Below are 18,731 nucleotides of genomic sequence, written 5' to 3'. Positions count from 1 at the left end.
CCAGTATTATGTTAAAGAACTACATCAAAATCGCCTGGCGCAACATTGTTAACAAAAAGCTTTACAGCGCCATTAATATAATTGGCCTTACTGTCGGCTTAGCCGTTGGCTTATTGATATTGCTTTGGGTGCAGGATGAAACCAGCTACGATAAATTCAATACCAAAGTTGATCGCATCTATAAAGTAAATGCATCTATTGGAACCGGTGCCAGTAAACAGGTTTGGGGAGGCACCCCCGCGCCGGTGGCTTTTCATGCTGCGAAAGAAGTACCTGGCGTTGAAGCTGCAGTGCGGGTTGTCGGCGACATGGATTACAGCAAATTCAGATACAAAGACAAGCTGTTGCGCAGAACCGCTACAATGAAATTTGTTGATGATGCTTTCTTTACTGTATTTGATTACAAACTACTTAAAGGCGATCCTAAAAAACCTTTCCCTACAGATCAATCTATCATCTTATCTGTTACCGAAGCAAAAAAATATTTTGGCGATACCGACCCAATGGGAAAAGTATTAAGAGGCGATGATAAAGACCCCTATACGGTATCGGGTGTTATGGCAGATATGCCTGCTAATTCATCCATACAGGCTGATTATCTTTTCTCTATAAACGTTCGCAAAAAACAATATAACGGCAAGGGTATGTGGAAAGCAATGGATGAGGATTGGGGCGATTACTGGGCCGACACTTATTTATTATTGAAGGCTAACGCCTCGCCTATAGCCATTGCCGATAAACTGACCCGCATACATATGTCGTTGCAAAAAGGCATTAAACCAACCGATGGTGTTTTTCAGTTACAACCTTTGGCCGATATCCATTTGTATAACCCGGATCTCACATCTGCAGGAGCAGAAATTGTAAAGATTTTCAGTATTGTAGCTTTGTTAATATTGCTAATTGCCTGCATAAATTACGTTAACCTTTCAACCGCCAGATCGGTTTTACGCAGTAAGGAAGTTAGCGTGCGCAAAATCATAGGTGCTGAGCGTAAGCATCTTTTCTTTCAGTTTGTGTTTGAAACGGCTCTGTGTTTCCTAATAGCATTGGTTTTAGCTTTCGGGATAATCTATGCCATTATGCCGCTTTATAATCATATAGCAAACAAAGAAATGCACTTCGACCTGTTTAGTACCAGTGTTTGGAAGGTCATAGGTATTACTACTATTATTACGCTAGCCGCTTCAAGTATTTATCCGGCGATATTATTATCATCATTTAAACCTATCGACGCGTTAAGAAGCCGGGCCAGCGGCGTAGGCAGCGGTAATTTCAGAAAGGTTTTGGTGGTATGCCAATTCGCATTTTCTATTGGTTTGATCATTGGTACGCTGGTGATTAATCGCCAGCTGCATTATATCCAAACTACACAAGTAGGCTATGACCGCGACCATGTATTTACCGTGAATCTGTACAACAATATGTACCCACATCAAGATGCTGTTAAGGCTGAACTATTGCGTCACCGCGAAATAACCGGAGTAGCCGTTGGCGATAACATCGTAAACGGCGATTCATCCACCGGCGATACAGATTGGGACGGTAAGCCGGCAACTGCCAGCATGGTTATCCATCCGTTTAGTATTGATCAGGATTTTATCAAGGTTTTTAAAGTTAAGCTGATTGCGGGCAGCAATTTCACCGGCGAAAAGTCGGATACCTCTCACTATATCCTGAATGAAACGGCTATAAAAGAAGCAGGCATTAAAAACCCCATAGGTAAGCGCTTTAAACTATGGCAGCGCAATGGCATCATCATAGGCGTGGTTAAAGACTTCCATTTTGCATCCTTAAAACAAGTTATAGAGCCGGCTATCTTTTCTTATGCCGAAAAATCAGGACAGCTGTTTGTGAAAACTACCGGCAAGAACGCTGCCGCAGCCATTAATTTGGTAAAACAGTATCACGTACAATACAATCACGGCGACCCTCCGTTTGAATACAATTTTCTGGATGATGATTTTAATAATCTTTATAAAACCGAGCAAAGCACCAGCATGCTGTTCAGCATTTTTGCGGGCATAGCCATATTTATTTCATGCCTGGGTTTGTTTGGCCTGGCCACCTATACCGCACAGGTAAAAGTTAAAGAGATTGGTATTCGAAAAGTATTGGGCGCCAGTGTGCTTAATATCACCACCATGCTATCCAAAGATTTTTTGTTGCTGATTGTGATATCATTACTAATAGCATCGCCAATAGCCTGGTATGCTATGGATAAGTGGCTGGAGAGCTATGTCTATCGCATATCAGTTAATTGGATCACAATCGCGCTGGCCGGTGTCGGGGCCATATTAATTGCATTAATCACTATCAGCTTCCAATCTATCAAAGCCGCGTTAGCTAACCCGGTTAAAAGTTTGAGGAGCGAGTAAAATTGATCATTATGTTAAAAAATTATTTCAAAATAGCCTGGCGAAATATCAAACGCCACAAAGCATATTCGGCCATTAACGTTGCAGGTTTAGCCATTGGTGTGGCTGCATGCCTACTCATATTTGTCGTAGTGCAGTTTGAGCTGAGTTATGAAAAATTTCAGCCTAATTATAAAAACATTTACCGCATAGTTTTACAGCAAGACCTGGGCGATGGCATTAGCTATAGCGAGGGTACGCCCTACCCTATAACCGCCGCATTACGAGCCGATTTTCCGCAAGTAAAATTAGCTGCTTTAAATACTGCTTATAACAGCCAGTTTACGGTGCCTGCTAATGCCAACAATTTTGGCGCAGACAATAAAAAGTTTGTTGAAGAAATCGGCGTAATGTTTATGCAGCCCCAGTTTTTTGACATTTTCAAATACAAATGGCTCTCTGGCGATGCATCGGTATTAAATGCGCCTAATATGGTTGTCGTTGACAGAAGCACTGCTAAAAAATATTTTGGCGACTGGCAAAGCGCCACCGGCCGGGTTATCAAAATGGATAACCAGATCAACCTTAAAGTTGCCGGTGTTATTGAGGATGTACCAGGCAACAGCGACTTACCGTTGAAAGTGCTGGTATCGTACGCCACGCTAAAAACGCATTTACATGAGTATAATGCCGATGATTCCTGGAACACCGTTAGCAGTAATCACCAGGTATTTATGCTGCTACCGGCCAATGCCACAGTTAGTAACCTTAATGCGCAGCTAAAAGTATTTACAAAAAAACACTATGGCGGCAACGACAACGATCATAAAGTTCATTTTCTGCAGGCTTTGTCAGACTTGCATTATAATACCCGGTTTGGTAATTCTCTGGGCGATCATATCACCAACAAAGCTACCATCCGCACCTTATCATTAATTGCGGTTTTGATCATCCTGATGGCATCCATCAACTTCATTAACCTGTCTACCGCGCAGTCGGTTGGCCGTTCAAAAGAGGTTGGCATTCGCAAGGTGTTAGGCAGCAGTCGTGCGCAGCTCATTAAGCAATCACTGGGCGAAACCACATTGATTGTTTTGTTTGCTTTATTGATTGCTATCGCGATAGCAAAACTGGCCCTGCCCTTCCTTAAAAACATTGCCAGCGTGCCTGATGATATCAGCTTGTTTAGCATAGGCTCACTCCTGTTTTTATTAACAACTACCTTAGTGATTGTGCTAATCTCTGGCATTTATCCCGCCTTAGTAGTATCTGGTTTCAGGCCGGTGCTGGCGCTTAAAAATAAGATTACCGCAGCATCTGTTGGCGGGGTGCCGCTGCGCAGAGTGTTAGTAGTTGCGCAGTTTTCTATCTCGCAATTACTGATTATCGGAACTATCGTTGCCGTTAGACAAATGAACTATATTAACTCGGCCGATTTAGGTTTTAACAAAGAAGCGATACTCGTTATTCCGGGTAGTACAGATAGTGTTAGCCTGCAAAAATCAGCACCTTTTAAAGCCCAGTTATTACAAACGCCAGGCGTTAAAAATGTAACCTTTACGGCCGATCAGCCATCGTCGCAAAATAACTGGACCACCAACTTTTATTTCGACCATAATACCACCGATAAAAACTACCAGACGTCGCTAAAATTTGGCGATGCTGATTACTTTAAAACTTTTGGCCTGCGTTTTAAAGCGGGGCATGCCTATACCCAAAGTGATACAACTAATGGTGTTGTCATCAATGAAACCTTTGCGCAAAAAGTGGGTGTGCATGATTATAATTCTATTATTGGCAAGAGCGTAAAACTGGGTAATGGCCAATGGCGCCCGATAGTCGGCGTCGTTGAAGATTTTAAAACCAATACCATGCGCGATGCGGTGAGGCCTATCGTACTAGTGCAAAACAAAAAGCAGCAAGGCATTGTGGCAGTTAAGCTGAGCACCTCAAACTTTGCGGGGACCGTAGCTTCCGTTCAAAAGCAATGGGAGCACACTTATTCAGACTACGCTTACAGCGGCTACTTCCTCGACCAAAATATAGCTGAGTTTTACAAGCAGGAAAACCAACTGGCGCTGGTATATAAAATATTTGCCATGATAGCCGTTTTCATTTCATGCCTGGGCCTGTATGGCCTGGTATCATTCATGGTAGTGCAGCGCACTAAAGAGGTTGGCGTGCGTAAAGTTTTAGGCGCGTCTGTAAGCAGTATTGTTTACCTGTTCTCGAAAGAGTTTATGCTGCTTATTACCATATCCTTCATCATCGCTACACCTATAGCCTACTATATGATGAATAGCTGGCTGCAAAATTTTGTTTTCCGCATACCACTGTCGGTTGGTGTGTTTGTACTGGCGATAGTATCTTCCATGTTAGTGGCCTGGCTTACCGTAGGCTACAAAGCCGTTAAGGCTGCACTGGCAACACCGGTTAAAAGTTTAAGAAGCGAGTAATAGATAAAAACTATAATTATGATCAAAAACTATATCAAAACAGCTTGGAGAAATCTTTGGAAAAACAAGGTTTTTTCAGCGTTAAATATTATCGGCCTTGCTGTAGGTATGGCCGCCTGTATCGTCATTATGCTTTTTGTTTTTTATGAAAAGAGCTTTGATAACTTTCAAACCAAAAATGTATACCGGTTAAATGAGGTACAAACCTTTCCCGGCATGGCGGCGCAAAAAGTAGGGTTAAGCATGCCGCCCATGGGTCCAACTTTAAAGCACGAATTTCCGCAGGTAAAGAATTTCTCAAGGGTAAGGTGGCGTAATAAATATACGCTAACACACAACGACAACAAGTTATACCTGCCGCAAGTATTGGCGGTCGATTCGACCTTTTTGCAAATGTTTGATTTTGCTTTGATTAATGGCGACCGTAAATCGGCACTTGAAAAACCTAACAGCATTTTGTTGACAGAGTCTACAGCCAACAAAATATTTGGTACTACAGATGTAGTTGGTAAGACAATAGGCCATTACGGAGATGTTAAGCAAGACAGCCTGAACTTTGTAATCACCGGCATTTTAAAAGACGTTCCTAAAAACTCGCAAATACAGTTTGATGCGTTATACTCCATGAGCAGCAGTTACAAACCCACCGATTTGCTGGGTTGGGGCGGCAACTGGATGGATACCTACGTTGAGCTTAATGCCGGTACAGATGTAAAAGCATTCGAGCGTAAAATGCCGGCTTACCTGGTTAAATATTCTAACCGGCCAGACATTAATAAATTTTACCAGCTGTTTTTTCTTCCGTTAAGAGACATTCATGCAAATACCTCAGATATCGGTCTGGATTACATTAACTTCCGCAAATTTGACGGGCATTCTACTAATCTGTTTGCTATTATAGCATTGATCGTGCTTACCATTGCCTGCATTAACTTCATGAACCTGTCCACCGCGCGTTCTGCCGAGCGGGCTAAGGAGGTTGGCGTACGTAAATCAATAGGTGCCGGTCGCTTTGAATTGGCTGTTCAGTTTTTGGGCGAAACCGTTATGCTGGCGCTAATTGCTATGGTATTAGGTTTGTTGCTGGTTTGGCTCTCGTTACACTATATCAACCAACTTGCCGACCGCGAATTGAGCCTTAACTTCTTTACCAATCCCGGCCAGGCGCTGGCCATCATCGGATTTACCATTTTTGTAGGCGTTATCTCGGGTATTTACCCGGCTATCTATCTTTCATCTTTCAAACCGGTTAAAGTATTAAAGGGTAGTATCGAGACGGGCAAAAACAAAGGCACTTTCAGGAACATATTAGTAGTGGGGCAATTTACCAGTGCGGTATTTTTAATGATAGCCACCATTTTCGTAGTGAAGCAACTACACTTTATGCAGAGTCAAGACCCGGGCTTTACGCGCGAGCAAATTGTAACCGTACCGCTGGATGGTAATACCGATTCTAAATACGATCTGATCAAACAACAATTGAAGGCTAACGCATTGATTAGTGATGTTACCGCTTCGCAGGATGTTTTGGGCAGCCACCTGGATCAAACCGGTGTAACCTTCAGGCCTTCAAACGGCCCTGCCCGGGATTTTGGTTTGACGCAATTAGTGGTAGACAATAACTATTTGAAGCTGTTCAATATTAAACTGATTGAAGGCAAAGACTTCTCACCAGAAAGAGGCGCCAGCGGCAAGGAGTACATTGTTAACGAACAGTTGGCGCATGAGTTATTAAAAGATCAACCTAAAAACGCTAAACTATCTTCATTGATAGGCCAGCATTTTGGTCATGATTCGTTAGGTGTGATCACCGGGATCTCTAAAAACTTCAATTTCAACTCGCTGCATTACAAAGTAGAAACCATGTTTATGATTTATCAGCGGGATTGGGGATTTAGCCAGCTGTCTGTAAAAATAAACGGCAATAAGGCGGACGACGCGGTCGCTTTTATCAAATCAGTCTGGACAAAAAATTTCCCGGATCGCCCGTTCGAATACCAATTCCTGGACGACCATTTTAACGATGTTTATAAGGCCGACAACCAGGTAAGCAAGATCGTCGGTATATTGGCCGGCCTGGCTATTTTTATATCCTGCCTGGGCCTGTTTGGTTTGGCTTCTTACTCGGCAGAACAGCGGGTAAAAGAGATTGGCGTACGCAAAGTGCTGGGCGCATCGGTACAAAACATTGTGCTCATGCTATCCGGAAATTTCGTAAAACTGGTATTGATTGCTAATCTGCTGGCCTGGCCATTGGCCTGGTATGCCATGCACAAATGGCTGGAAACTTTTGCCTATCGTATTGATATTAAATTAAGCGTGTTTGTGCTAACAGCAGTACTTTCATTGTTTATAGCGTTGATCACTATTAGTTTCAGATCAATAAAAGCGGCTATTGCTAACCCTGTTAAAAGTTTAAGAAGCGAATAATGGGCAATATCGTATGATCAAAAATTATTTAAAGCTTGCCTGGCGCAGCATTATTAAACGTAAGTTTTATTCTATCCTGAATATTTCGGGCCTGGCAATAGCTATTGGCTGCGGGATCTTGATTTACCTGTATACCAGCTACCAGTTAAGTTTTGACCGTTACCATAAGCATCCCGAAAATATTTTCAGGGTGGTCTATGAGTTGCATTTCGAAAGAACAGAATATGATAAAGGCAGTTCTATCGCTGCCTATGACGCGTTACGTGTCGATTCGACTTATGTACAACAAGCAGCAGTATCGGTAAATAACCAAAGCTTTATTGTAAATGTTAATGGCGACGTTAACAAACGTTTCAAAGAAGATCAAAACATAGCCTTCACCAACTCGGCCTGGTTTAAAATGTTTAGTTACAATTGGCTTGAAGGCAATGCTTCTCAGTTGGATCAACCAAATACTGCGGCGCTAACACAAACGCAAGCCAAAAAATATTTTGGCGACGCTGATGCTGTTGGCCATACGTTAGAGATCAATGGGCAGCGCGTTAAGGTTATTGGTGTGTTGGCAGATGCTCCTTACAATACCGATTTAAAATCAGACATCTATCTTTCTTTTCTTTCTATAAAAAACCTACAGCCCAAAATTGAACCAACATTTTATACCGATTGGGGATATTTAAATCGTACCAACAGCTTATTCGTATCGCTTACCAATCCTGCTCAAAAAGCAACTGTAGAACAGCAATTAACAACTTTAACCAAACAACGGCTGGGTGCAGGTGCGCTTAATTACTATCACTTTAAATTATTGCCGTTGAGTGATATGCATTTTGACATGCGCTATGCAGGTAAGGTGCAGAAACCACTTTTAGTTATGCTGGTCATTATCGGTTTGCTGATCATCATTATTGCCGGCATTAATTATATTAACCTGGTGATAGCCGGGCAAACTCGTCGCAGCGTGGAGATTGGTACGCGCAAGATATTAGGCGGTTCAACCGGGCAGCTGTTTAGCCAGTTTATGATCGAGTCGTTATTAAATGTCCTGATAGCTATTGTAGTGGCTGTAGTGGGTGTTATACTTGTATTGCCGACGGTTAATCAATTACTGTTTGATGGCAACCCGGTACACATTCTGTCATACAGTCAAATGGTTTTGTTTTTGGCGATTATTTTGGTGGTGATTACTATTGGAACAGGTATTTATCCGGCTTTACTTTTAAGTCGCGCCAATATCTTCCAGGCACTAAAAAATAATGTGTTAAACGTAAAGGCGGGCGTGAGCCGCAGGGCCTTGGTATTGTTGCAAAATGTAGTAGCGCAGGTATTGATTATTAGCACCATTATTATTGTGATGCAGGTGCGGTTCTTAAAAAATACAGACACAGGTTTCGATCGTAAATTTGTGGTGATGGTGCCGGTGGGCGATGTGCCGCAAACCCAAAAAGATCTGCTGCGTCAACGCTTACAAAGCATTCCGGGTGTGCAGTCACTTACCTTTTGCAGCAAAGGGCCTTCAAGCGACAGTCAAAGAGGTGCCACCATGAAGTTTGCCGACCGCGGTTGGGAAAAATGGCCGGCGCGTTTTGCCATAGGCGACTCGGCTTACATGCACACGTTTGGCTTACACCTGCTGGCAGGTCGTAATATTCGCAGTAACACTCCTATTCCTGAATACGTAGCTAACCAAACCATGGTTAAAATGCTTCATTTAAAAAGCTACGATGAAATATTAGGTAAGAAGTTAGAGATTGATGGAAAGGGCATAATTGTAGGTGTGGTTAAAGATTTCAACGTGCGCTCATTGCTTGAGCCTATAGAACCATCCATTATACTCGAAAATCAGTATCTGCAACAAAACGTAGCCATTAAACTGTCCGGTAGCAAGTCTGAAACCGCATTGGCGGCTATCCAAAAAGAATATCTGCATACTTTCCCCGACCAGGTGTTCAGCTATCATTTTATTGATGACGAAATAGCCGATCTATACAAAACGCAGAGTCTCCAACAAAAGCTCATCTGGATGGCATCGGGGATTGCCGTTTTTATAAGCTCGCTGGGGCTATTGGGATTGATATCCATCATAACCCTTCATCGCACCAAAGAAATTGGCATACGTAAGGTTTTAGGCGCTTCTGTAACGCAGATCAGCATGTTGCTGTCAAAAGACTTCCTGGTGATAGTACTGGTTGCTATGTTTATCTCCTCGCCTGTTGCCTGGTGGATAATGCATAAATGGCTGGAGGGCTTTGCTTATCGTGTAGAAGTACAATGGTGGATCTTTGCCGTAGCCGGCGTACTGGCTATCGCGATAGCGTTTATAACTGTCAGTCTGCAATCGGTTAAAGCCGCGCTTGCAAACCCGGTTGATAGTTTGCGTAACGAATAAAACCGCCAAAAAACACTGTATCAAAACCGAACACCTACCGTGCAATAGCGAACGAGCCAGCATTCCAATTCGCAATAAAACAACTATAAATCAACCACTTATATAATTGGTACGTTAATTAATATATTGGCACCATGTTATCACTTAAAAATATATCTAAATACTATAAAGCCGGCAATTTAAAAACCAGCATCCTTAATAATATCAACCTGGATGTTGACGCCGGCGAGTTTGTATCTATCATGGGTCCGTCGGGTTCTGGTAAATCAACGTTGTTAAATATCATCGGCATGCTGGATGAGCCGACAGATGGATATCACTATTTCCTGAATCAGCCCATCCATCAGCTCAAAGAAAAGCAACGCCAGGCTTTGTACAAAGAAAATATTGGCTTTGTGTTTCAGGCCTATCATTTGATTGATGAGCTGACCGTTTATGAAAACATCGAAACTCCCTTACTTTATCATAACATCAAATCGGACGAGCGTAAAGCTCTGGTAGCCGATATGCTGGACCGTTTCCAGATCGTAGGCAAAAAGGATCTGTTTCCATCACAGCTTTCAGGCGGACAGCAGCAATTGGTGGGTATAGCCCGTGCGCTTATCGTCAGCCCTAAATTATTATTGGCCGACGAGCCTACCGGCAACCTTAACTCTAAACAAGGCGACGAGATTATGGAGCTGTTCAAGAAGCTGAATAAAGAAGAAGGTATGACCATTATACAGGTAACGCATTCTGAAAAGAATGCCGAATACGGATCGCGCATTATTAACCTGCTGGACGGGACAGTGGAATCATCAAAAAATGTTTAAAATGCGTAAATCAATAAAACGGTTATTACTAGCTGCAGTAGTATTATTGGCAAGTGAGGTAGCGCGTGCACAGCAAATGGTTACCGATAGCGTGCTAACCTTGCAGCAATGCCTTGATATCGGCATAAAAAACAATCTGCAGGTAAGACAAACCGAAGCTCAGATGGAAGCCAGCCGTATTTACTGGCAGCAAGCCCGCGAGAACCTGTTACCTACCATCAACGGATCTATAGATCATTCGTTAAGCGAGGGCCGCAGCTTAAACCCTTTCACCAATGGTTATTTAAATCAGTCTATTACTTCGGCTAACTATAATCTATCTGGAGGGTTGGTCTTGTCTAGTGGATTGACACTTCAAAATAGCATTCGCCAAACAGCTTTGGCTTACCAGGCCGGGCAGATGGATTTTGAACAAGCTAAAAATGATTTAACGCTAAAGCTGATCACTGCCTATTTACAAGTATTAAGCAGCGAAGACCAGCTTACACAAGCCAATACTCAAGAGCTAACTACTCAAAAGCAAGAAGAGCGCACTGAGTTGCTTAACAAAGATGGTGCAGTACCCCCATCACAGCTTTATGATTTGAGGGGCCAATTAGCTAATGATCAGATTGGCGTTATTAGTGCGCAAAATACGTTAACTGTGGCCAGGCTCGATTTGTTGCAGATCATGAATGTCAATTACCGCAAAGACATCCGTTTTCAGCGCCAGGCGATAGATGCTTCACCCACGGTTTATAATCAAACCGCCGATGACGTTTATAACATCTCATTTAACAACTTTGCACTCATAAAAGCCGGCATTTTACGTCGCCAAAGCGCCGAAAAAAATGTTGCGGTAGCTAAAGGCTACCTGTTACCTACGCTTTCTTTATCGGGCGGATTAAGCACCAATTATTCAAGCGCAGCCCAGCGGTCTTTGTTTGTTGATTCTGCTGTGGTGCCTACCAACCAGTTTATTCAAACACCGTCTGGCAGGCAATCGGTTTACACCGTGCAGCAAAATTATGCGAATCAAAATATCAGCTATGGCGATCAGTTCAGAAGTAATTACAGCACCGTAGTTAGCCTGGGGCTAAACATCCCTATATTAAATTATTTCCAGAACCGTAATAAAATAAAGCTTGCCAAAATTGACCTGCAAACACAACGGTATAATGAGCAAACCAATCAGGTGCAATTAAGAGTAAATGTAGATCAGGCTTTTGCTAATATGACGGCGGCCTATGATCGTTATCAATTACTTGTAAAGCAGGTTGACGCGTATACAGAATCATACAGGATTGCCGAGATACGTTTTGATGCAGGCGCTATAACCTCTGTTGATTTTATTATTGTAAAAGGCAATCTGGACAGAGCTAAAGTAAGCCTGATTAATGCCCGGTATGACTACCTGGTACGCACCAAAATTTTAGATTATTACCAGGGCAAGCTATCATTACAGTAGCACTCATTGATTCGTAAAGATCGTCGGCTATAAATTATTTACGTAGGTATCAAACAGATCGTACTGCGCACTGTACCAGGTGGTCATATAACTTGCTTCCGGATTCAAATCCTGAGTGATGTTATTCCATACTAAGCGCTCGCGGGCAAAAGCATTAGTATTAACCAATAAACTGCGATAAGTTTCAATACGCGCCGCAACAACAGATTTACTAAGCTGACTGCTTTTTAACGAGTTCCAGCGTTGTTTAAGCAAATCCTTAAAATTATTCGGGTTTAATTTCAATAATCGTTGATAAAGGTAATTGTTGCCGGCTTCAACCAGAGCGTTTGTCTCATGCCCCCCCGCTGCATCACCCCCCATGGTACCATCCAGATCCCATGGCGAGTAAAAGAAAGCCGGAGCTGTACGAATATCGTAAAAACTGAAATATGTATTTTTATTCTGATTATCCCAAGCCTCAAGGATATTCATAAAAATAAAGTAATCTACCACGTTGTTCAAATCAACTTTGGCGCTTATCTGTTTAATAAAATCGGCATCACTGGAAGTGCCTATAAAATTAATTTCATTGTATAGATAAGTCCAGTCTGGCGCAGGGCTATCTCCTAAATCAGGATACTCAAGTTCCCAGCCTTCCCATGTATCGCTGTTATTATCAAATGGTGCAACCGCTTGCAAATCGGTCTCGTCCGTCCAGTCTTTGGCTTTATACATATCACCGTATTGCTTTTTTATTTGCAATTGTTTACGGTCAAGTTTCTCAGTTAAGCAATATATACCATTATATTTTCCGTTTAAAAACACTTCGCTCATATAACCACGTGTGCCATTTAACGCAGTTGGCTCGCTGGCAATATAGGGTACGTTGTTAAAACTATTCCAAATATCCGTGCACAACCTGTTACGCATACGCGATTGGTCTATGTACATAGCGTCCAAAATCCAGTCGTTATCGTCTCGCAATCCCAAAAATGAAACATCTGTAGCGTTGTTAGCATTGTCGACGGTATGAATAGCAAAAGAACTTTTTGGATAATAACGGGATGTTTCCCCACGTAGTGAAATATTAATCTTAGAGACCGTTTCTATTTTACTATGCTGACTTTGGTAATCAGGGTCAATCACATCTAAAGTAGCGTTGATGTCATCGTCGCCTATTTGGGCACCTGCGGTTAACATTACTACAGGCATACCTGTGGCTATCAAGTTATATGTCGCTGTGATTTTATTATTAACCGCAGTAAGCGTGAGCTTGGTATTAGTAGCCAATGGTGTATTAACTATGCCACCATTTTTGATACGTACTTTATTGATGAAAACAGCAGCGGTAGTAGTGGTGTCGAAAGAAATTGTGTACCCGGTAAGTGTGGTACCCACCGCAACCGGATAGTAGTAGGACACACTTAGCGAGTCGTAGGCGCAACTGGCACCATTTATTTTCAAATTGATCAGTCGCGGGGCAGATGTAGGCGATGTAGGGCTAGTTTTTCCACCGCTGCCATTATTTAATGTGGTACTCTGCTTATTTTCATCAACAGCATTCTTCTTGCAAGCGCTTACAAGCAATACAATAACTGGCAAATACAATAAGTAAAATATTTTCATTGATAAGACGCGGGAGTTTTGTATATAAAATATAAGGCATTAAAGTACTATGCGGGTAGTACATGCGGTAACTAATAATCAAGACGTTTAAAAAGGAACACTAAGTTGCAGATTATCTGTTTATTAAAAATTAAAAGCAGATTAAAAATAAACCCGAGACAAATTTCCCGCGTCGAAAAAACTCATTAGGTGGTATAAATCTATATGATAGCTAAAGAATAATGCAGTTAACACAAAAACGTTACTGTAACAATTTAATATCCATTTAAAATTTAAGTGAATGAATCGCAGCGTATATAACTTATAATCAGCTTTTGGGGAGTTGAAGGACGGGGGCGTATTTACCCATAAGCAAAACAAGTTTCTTTTAAAAGGCCAACCAGAATATTACGCTGCAGCCAGGTTTAATCTTATTTGTGAGCGATACTTATTGAATATTGCTTTAAGAGCTAAATTCCAGGGTTAACAATTCAACTTAAAATTATTAAGGCAGGTTCAAAATGTCACAAAAAAAACCGGCTGCTTCAAGCAACCGGTTTAATATTTTTAAACAATTCAGCTTTTCTTATTTGAAGAAAGCCATTTCATCCATTTGGAATGCACTTTGGAAAGTTGATACAATTCTCCAACGAACCCAGCTAAATGCTGTTGGCTGCGGAATTGGATAGTACCACCATCTGTTGTATCGCTGAGCATCGCTGGTAGCGCCGGCATCAGTTGCCATGTCATAAAAACCTTTAACTAAGGTAATATGATCTAAAGTACTCCAGGCGTTACCATCATTCGATCCTTCGATATACCATTCTTTAGGGTCACGAGAGGTACCTGAGTCATTACCATTACATAAACCGTACAGTTTTATTACAACCGGTGCAGGAAACTGCAGTGTGTAAATTTCAGGTACAGGGAACGAAGCATAATAGCCAAACTTGGTTTTTATGTTACCGTCAATCAAATGCGGAGAGTTCTCGTTAACTTGATTAAAGTTCTCGTTTGATGAATGAGCATAAATACGTGATTGCGTAATATCAGTTGCAAGACCTTCTGTAGTTACGTTTTTGGTAATAGTTACAGAAGAACCTTTATCGCTGGTTACAGTCACTGAGAAACTATTAAAAGTACCTAACTGAAAAGTTACTATCGGATTCAAATCTGTACTGTGAGTAACAATCGCAGGATTTGCCCTGGCATCATTAAAAGTCCAGGCTATAGTTGCTATTTTTCCCTGAAATACAGCCGAGAATTTCAACTGACCAGTAACACCTGTTTTAGCAGTTGTTACTGCTAAAATCTTATCTGGATCGATTAAGATATCGGTGTACTTGTGTGAAAAATTGCCCGTGCTCGAAAATGCTTTCAAATCCGTGGTATACTTGCCCGGCGAAAGGAAAGTATGCGTAGGGCTATCATCAGTATTCAACGTATCATCGCCAAATCTCCACTCCAGTTTAGTGAAATTCTTTGATAAGTTATTGTATTTGAACGTAAATCCGTCTGTAGGATCTTGCGTAATAGTGTAGTCCGCTATCGGGTTTATAATTGTTGGATCCGCTGATATTGGTTCTACTTTCTTAGAGCAAGATGAGATTATTAGGGCTCCCATACAAAATAGCAAGCCCAGTGGTTTCGTTAATTCTCTCATAACAATAAATAGTTTAAATAAATTAGGAATATAAATTAGGGTTTATTTCTTAATTGGCTAAGCGGGTCATAATCATGCCGCGAACGTCATAATCAGCATTATCCCAGTACATTTTTATAATGTGGTAACCTTGGGTTAATACGTGATTGTAAAGATTCGGGCCTTGATTATTATAGTTAGAGGTATATATTACCGGCATCGGATCCGCATTTAGTCTCTGGCCATCCAGGAATAATGAGTAGAAACGACCTGTTGAGTTACCACCAATCATTGAATTGATTTGATAGTTACCAGTAGTCTCAACATTAATACTAAAGCTTAACCACTCGCCAGACGCTGTCCAACCAACTACAGATCTTGGAGTGTAGTCAGGGTTAACGTCAACATAGTCTGGGTTTCTCCAGCTACCGTCGCCATCTTTATTATTATCATCATGGTAAGCAACGCCTTCACCACCAAAGTCATAGTAAGCGCAGTAAATTGGGTCTGAAACAGCACCAACGGTACCTTTTATCAAGAACGGAGTACCGTAATATGGTCTGAAGAAGTTAGGATCCAGCACTGCATAAACTGTGGTAATTCTTGTAGGCGATACCTGGTACTTAGATGCATTTTTCAATGTAAATGCTACCGTAGGCAATGTATTTGACGGAGTAGCGGGTGCCGGTTGTACTGCCAATAACGTATTAATTTTGGTATTAAAACTTAATATAGCTGTATTAGTACCAGCAAGAATGGTTACTGTAGGATTATTAACAGAGATGTTTGCGTCAGGATATAAAACGCTATTGTTAGGTAAAACTCCGCTAGTAATTGCTTTTGTTACGCTGTCAGGTACAGAAACTGCATTAACCGTGAATTGGTCGCCGGGATCACCATTTAAAACCACCGGAATATTAACGGTAATGTTAAGCGAGCCAAGCGTATAATTTGCAGCAGCAGCATCAACAATAAACACCTTATTGGTTACTCCAAAACTAACGTCGTGAATTGATGCAGGATCAATTATATCATTAGTTTTAACTGTAAAAACCAACGCATTTTTACCGCTGGCAATTTGATTACCTTTAGTAGGCGCAGATACTTTAATTACAGCCGCCAGTGTTTTACCAAAACCAACCTCTAAAGCAGAGCGGCTAACAATAATATTAAAGCTAACAGAGCTAACACCAGCAGGTACAGTTATTTGTGGAGTAACAGCTGCTGCACCTGATGAAAAAGCTACAGTACCTGGCGCCAACACACCCGAAGTCACTAAATTTGCAACGGTATCAGTGTTAGTAGATAAGTTAAGCGTGAAAGCAGTGGCTGTTGGCTGCGAAAAAGTCACCGTAGTAGGAACGGTTAAACTTGCCCCAGTAAGTGTAAAGGTACTTGCAGAGGTTATGTCAATCCTTGAAGGTAATGAAGCATTAACCGTGGCAAAAGATTGCTCTTTTATTGCATCGGCTAACTTTTCATGTTGACAAGATGTGGCAATCATAGCAACTGCTCCAACAAGAGCGAATTGCAAGTGGATAAGAATTTTTTTCATTTCGTCTTTGAAATTAATAATACGTTAAGTAGTAAGAGCCCTTTTTAAGTGGCTCTTACTTTATATATTTTTCTTAGTTTGAAATCCAAACTTTACCGTCTAAGGCCCATGAGCTTTGGCGTGGTATATTAAACCAGCTCAAAATTTGGGTAGGAAGATCAGCGTTCTTCGGAACTAATAAACTCAAGTTAGTTGCTGCAGGAGAACAGATCAAATCATTAGTAAACTGATTCCATTTGTAACCGCCTGCTTGTTGTGCGCTTAAAGTAAAGTCTGCACCGATAGGGCCTTTATCATGAATCGTTGTACCTGTACCTTCATCCATTGGCCAGTAACCAATCAGGTAAGCAAAGTAAGGGTGACTTACGTCGATGCTCTGATCGCAAGCATATTGTTTAGCAACATTTTCTGGTAAAGCCGCTCTGAAGATTTTTAATTCTTTAAGATCGACATCAATCTTTCCAAAAGTAGATGGAGTTGTACCACCATCCATTTCACCCGGGGTATATCCTAAACGTAGTATAGAATTGTTATCCCCGTTAATGTCAGAACTAGGAGCTGGGTTACCACTTGCGTTGCCTTGATTTGGATCATTCTGTACTGTCCAACCGGTGGTCAATGGATTTGTTTGGCTATAACTACCTTTGTTACATATACCCGGTACACCATCTGTATACAGTCTGGCAAGCGTGGTACCGTCAGGTCTTCTTTCCATTACAGCAAGCAAATCATGCCAGGTGTCGCCGGTAAATTCCAAGCCGGCTATTTCTTCACCGTTAGCAACACTGTTTATACCAACCGGCATGAATCTCCACCTGTTTTGGAATAAACAGAAGTCCCAACCCGGGCTGTTGTTGTTACCACCCCAACCAGTTGACGGATTGCCGGAACCATTGTCTTTTTTCTTACCCATAAATCCAGGCCATGTGTAGTAATAATCGCCTCTGGATACGTTAACCGGGTTTTTATGTTTTTTAACTTTAACCTCAATTGAATAACTTGAATCGGCGAAATTAAACGCTTGAGATTTAAGCTGATCTGCTTGGGCTACACCTTGTTGAGGGTCGCCTAAAAACTCAACCGAATTACCGCTATAGCTATTACCCACAAAAGGCTTAGCAATGAAAGTAGGATTGAACGTTTGAGCGTAAATTATTGTAAATGTATTAGCACTGGTATTACTGAAAATAGTTTTGTCATCTTGACCAGCAGGAAGCGTAAATGCTCCACCTCTGTTAGAAGTAACAATAATCATCCAATTCTCGCTGCTGTAAGTTGTTCTTGATTTTAAAGCAGTTAAAATAGTACCTACCTGAGTATCAAACTTTTCGATCGCAGCTTTATAAGGTGCGTATTTATTGTCAAAACCTGAACCCGCAGCTTTACCAGCCGCTTCAATGTCCGAAAACTGTGCTACCACCATTTGGGCAGTGTCAGTCTTTATCAAATTAGCTGCCGCAGTTGTTAATGCATCATCGCCTGTAAACAGCTCAGAATCATCTGCACCTGTTGTTAAATTAGCTTTAAAAGCAGCCGACGTAGAAAGCGCAACCGAACGGAAGTTAGGTCTAACTGATTTTATTCTCGCAAATATTGGCTGATAAGTAGCCAATGCATTTCCGGCGAAATTTTCACTTAATACATTGTGTTTAGCTGGTAATACACCGGTAATCATATCTGCCCAGTTGGTGGCATCTACCTGGTTAGTGTCAGCCAATGAATTCCAGCTGTAAATAGCATTTGGTGTAAGACTATTGAGATTCGGGATATTCGCATCTCTTACAGAAGTACCTCTCGCCCCATCTGCGATAATATAAAGTACTTTTGGCGTCTTATACACAACACCTTGCCCAAAAGGAGGTGAAGGAGGTACAACTTTGTCAAAGTTATGATTACATGACACAACAGCCAAAGTCAATACAAAAAGTGATACACCAAGTAATTTGGCTTTAAAATTTTTCATATTATATAATTAATTTAAGTTCGTTCGGTTTATAGAAGCTACTATACCCTTGCGGCACAGTAGCTTAGAGAATTTGTTAACGCAAATGTAACAATT

General features: G+C 41.5%; 10 protein-coding genes. 6 read left to right on the top strand and 4 right to left on the bottom strand.

Annotated features, from left to right (window positions below; translation table 11 throughout):
- The first annotated feature begins 8 nt into the window (after window positions 1-8).
- From HB679_RS16785 to HB679_RS16760, 6 genes are all read left to right on the top strand, one after another.
- A complete protein-coding gene (locus HB679_RS16785; RefSeq protein ID WP_214073174.1) occupies window positions 9-2,378 on the top strand; it encodes an ABC transporter permease in 2,370 nt (789 codons plus the stop codon).
- Between the two features lie 11 nt (window positions 2,379-2,389).
- Window positions 2,390-4,813, top strand: a complete 2,424-nt coding sequence (locus HB679_RS16780) for an ABC transporter permease (RefSeq protein ID WP_214073173.1) — start codon at window positions 2,390-2,392, stop codon at window positions 4,811-4,813.
- An 18-nt stretch (window positions 4,814-4,831) separates the two neighbouring features.
- The gene (locus tag HB679_RS16775; protein WP_214073172.1) at window positions 4,832-7,243 is read left to right on the top strand and encodes an ABC transporter permease; all 2,412 of its coding nucleotides are present in this window, start codon (window positions 4,832-4,834) and stop codon (window positions 7,241-7,243) included.
- Window positions 7,244-7,256: 13 nt separating this feature from the next.
- Window positions 7,257-9,629, top strand: a complete 2,373-nt coding sequence (locus HB679_RS16770) for an ABC transporter permease (RefSeq protein WP_214073171.1) — start codon at window positions 7,257-7,259, stop codon at window positions 9,627-9,629.
- A gap of 134 nt (window positions 9,630-9,763) precedes the next feature.
- The gene (locus HB679_RS16765) at window positions 9,764-10,441 is read left to right on the top strand and encodes an ABC transporter ATP-binding protein (protein WP_214073170.1); all 678 of its coding nucleotides are present in this window, start codon (window positions 9,764-9,766) and stop codon (window positions 10,439-10,441) included.
- A 1-nt stretch (window position 10,442) separates the two neighbouring features.
- Window positions 10,443-11,888, top strand: coding sequence for a TolC family protein (locus tag HB679_RS16760; RefSeq protein ID WP_255547644.1), 1,446 nt, complete (start codon window positions 10,443-10,445; stop codon window positions 11,886-11,888).
- Window positions 11,889-11,915: 27 nt separating this feature from the next.
- Here HB679_RS16760 and HB679_RS16755 read toward each other — a convergent pair whose 3' ends face one another.
- The 4 genes from HB679_RS16755 to HB679_RS16740 all read right to left on the bottom strand — a co-directional run bounded on the left by HB679_RS16755 (window position 11,916) and on the right by HB679_RS16740 (window position 18,635).
- Window positions 11,916-13,496 (bottom strand): CotH kinase family protein, encoded by a 1,581-nt coding sequence (locus HB679_RS16755; RefSeq protein ID WP_214073169.1) that lies wholly within the window; start codon window positions 13,494-13,496, stop codon window positions 11,916-11,918.
- A gap of 565 nt (window positions 13,497-14,061) precedes the next feature.
- Window positions 14,062-15,099 carry a PKD domain-containing protein gene (locus tag HB679_RS16750; RefSeq protein ID WP_214073168.1) on the bottom strand — a complete coding sequence of 346 codons (1,038 nt, stop codon included), beginning with the start codon at window positions 15,097-15,099 and terminating at the stop codon, window positions 14,062-14,064.
- Between the two features lie 88 nt (window positions 15,100-15,187).
- Window positions 15,188-16,672: a hypothetical protein gene (locus HB679_RS16745; protein WP_214073167.1), complete on the bottom strand. Its 1,485-nt coding sequence runs from the start codon at window positions 16,670-16,672 to the stop codon at window positions 15,188-15,190.
- A 73-nt stretch (window positions 16,673-16,745) separates the two neighbouring features.
- On the bottom strand, window positions 16,746-18,635 hold the full coding sequence (locus tag HB679_RS16740; protein WP_214073166.1) for a DUF4983 domain-containing protein: 1,890 nt from the start codon (window positions 18,633-18,635) through the stop codon (window positions 16,746-16,748).
- Window positions 18,636-18,731: the final 96 nt, after the last annotated feature.

The sequence above is a fragment of the Mucilaginibacter sp. dw_454 genome (assembly GCF_018449775.1).
Taxonomy (GTDB): domain Bacteria; phylum Bacteroidota; class Bacteroidia; order Sphingobacteriales; family Sphingobacteriaceae; genus Mucilaginibacter.
This window is presented reverse-complemented; position numbering and strand designations above follow the sequence as displayed.

What these genes read in the sequence shown, in the direction of transcription:
- HB679_RS16785 (WP_214073174.1), top strand. Translation starts at nt 9, where the DNA reads ATGTTAAAGAACTACATCAAAATCGCCTGGCGCAACATTGTTAACAAA.
- HB679_RS16780 (WP_214073173.1), top strand. Translation starts at nt 2,390, where the DNA reads ATGTTAAAAAATTATTTCAAAATAGCCTGGCGAAATATCAAACGCCAC.
- HB679_RS16775 (WP_214073172.1), top strand. Translation starts at nt 4,832, where the DNA reads ATGATCAAAAACTATATCAAAACAGCTTGGAGAAATCTTTGGAAAAAC.
- HB679_RS16770 (WP_214073171.1), top strand. Translation starts at nt 7,257, where the DNA reads ATGATCAAAAATTATTTAAAGCTTGCCTGGCGCAGCATTATTAAACGT.
- HB679_RS16765 (WP_214073170.1), top strand. Translation starts at nt 9,764, where the DNA reads ATGTTATCACTTAAAAATATATCTAAATACTATAAAGCCGGCAATTTA.
- HB679_RS16760 (WP_255547644.1), top strand. Translation starts at nt 10,443, where the DNA reads ATGCGTAAATCAATAAAACGGTTATTACTAGCTGCAGTAGTATTATTG.
- HB679_RS16755 (WP_214073169.1), bottom strand. Translation starts at nt 13,496, where the DNA reads ATGAAAATATTTTACTTATTGTATTTGCCAGTTATTGTATTGCTTGTA.
- HB679_RS16750 (WP_214073168.1), bottom strand. Translation starts at nt 15,099, where the DNA reads ATGGGAGCCCTAATAATCTCATCTTGCTCTAAGAAAGTAGAACCAATA.
- HB679_RS16745 (WP_214073167.1), bottom strand. Translation starts at nt 16,672, where the DNA reads ATGAAAAAAATTCTTATCCACTTGCAATTCGCTCTTGTTGGAGCAGTT.
- HB679_RS16740 (WP_214073166.1), bottom strand. Translation starts at nt 18,635, where the DNA reads ATGAAAAATTTTAAAGCCAAATTACTTGGTGTATCACTTTTTGTATTG.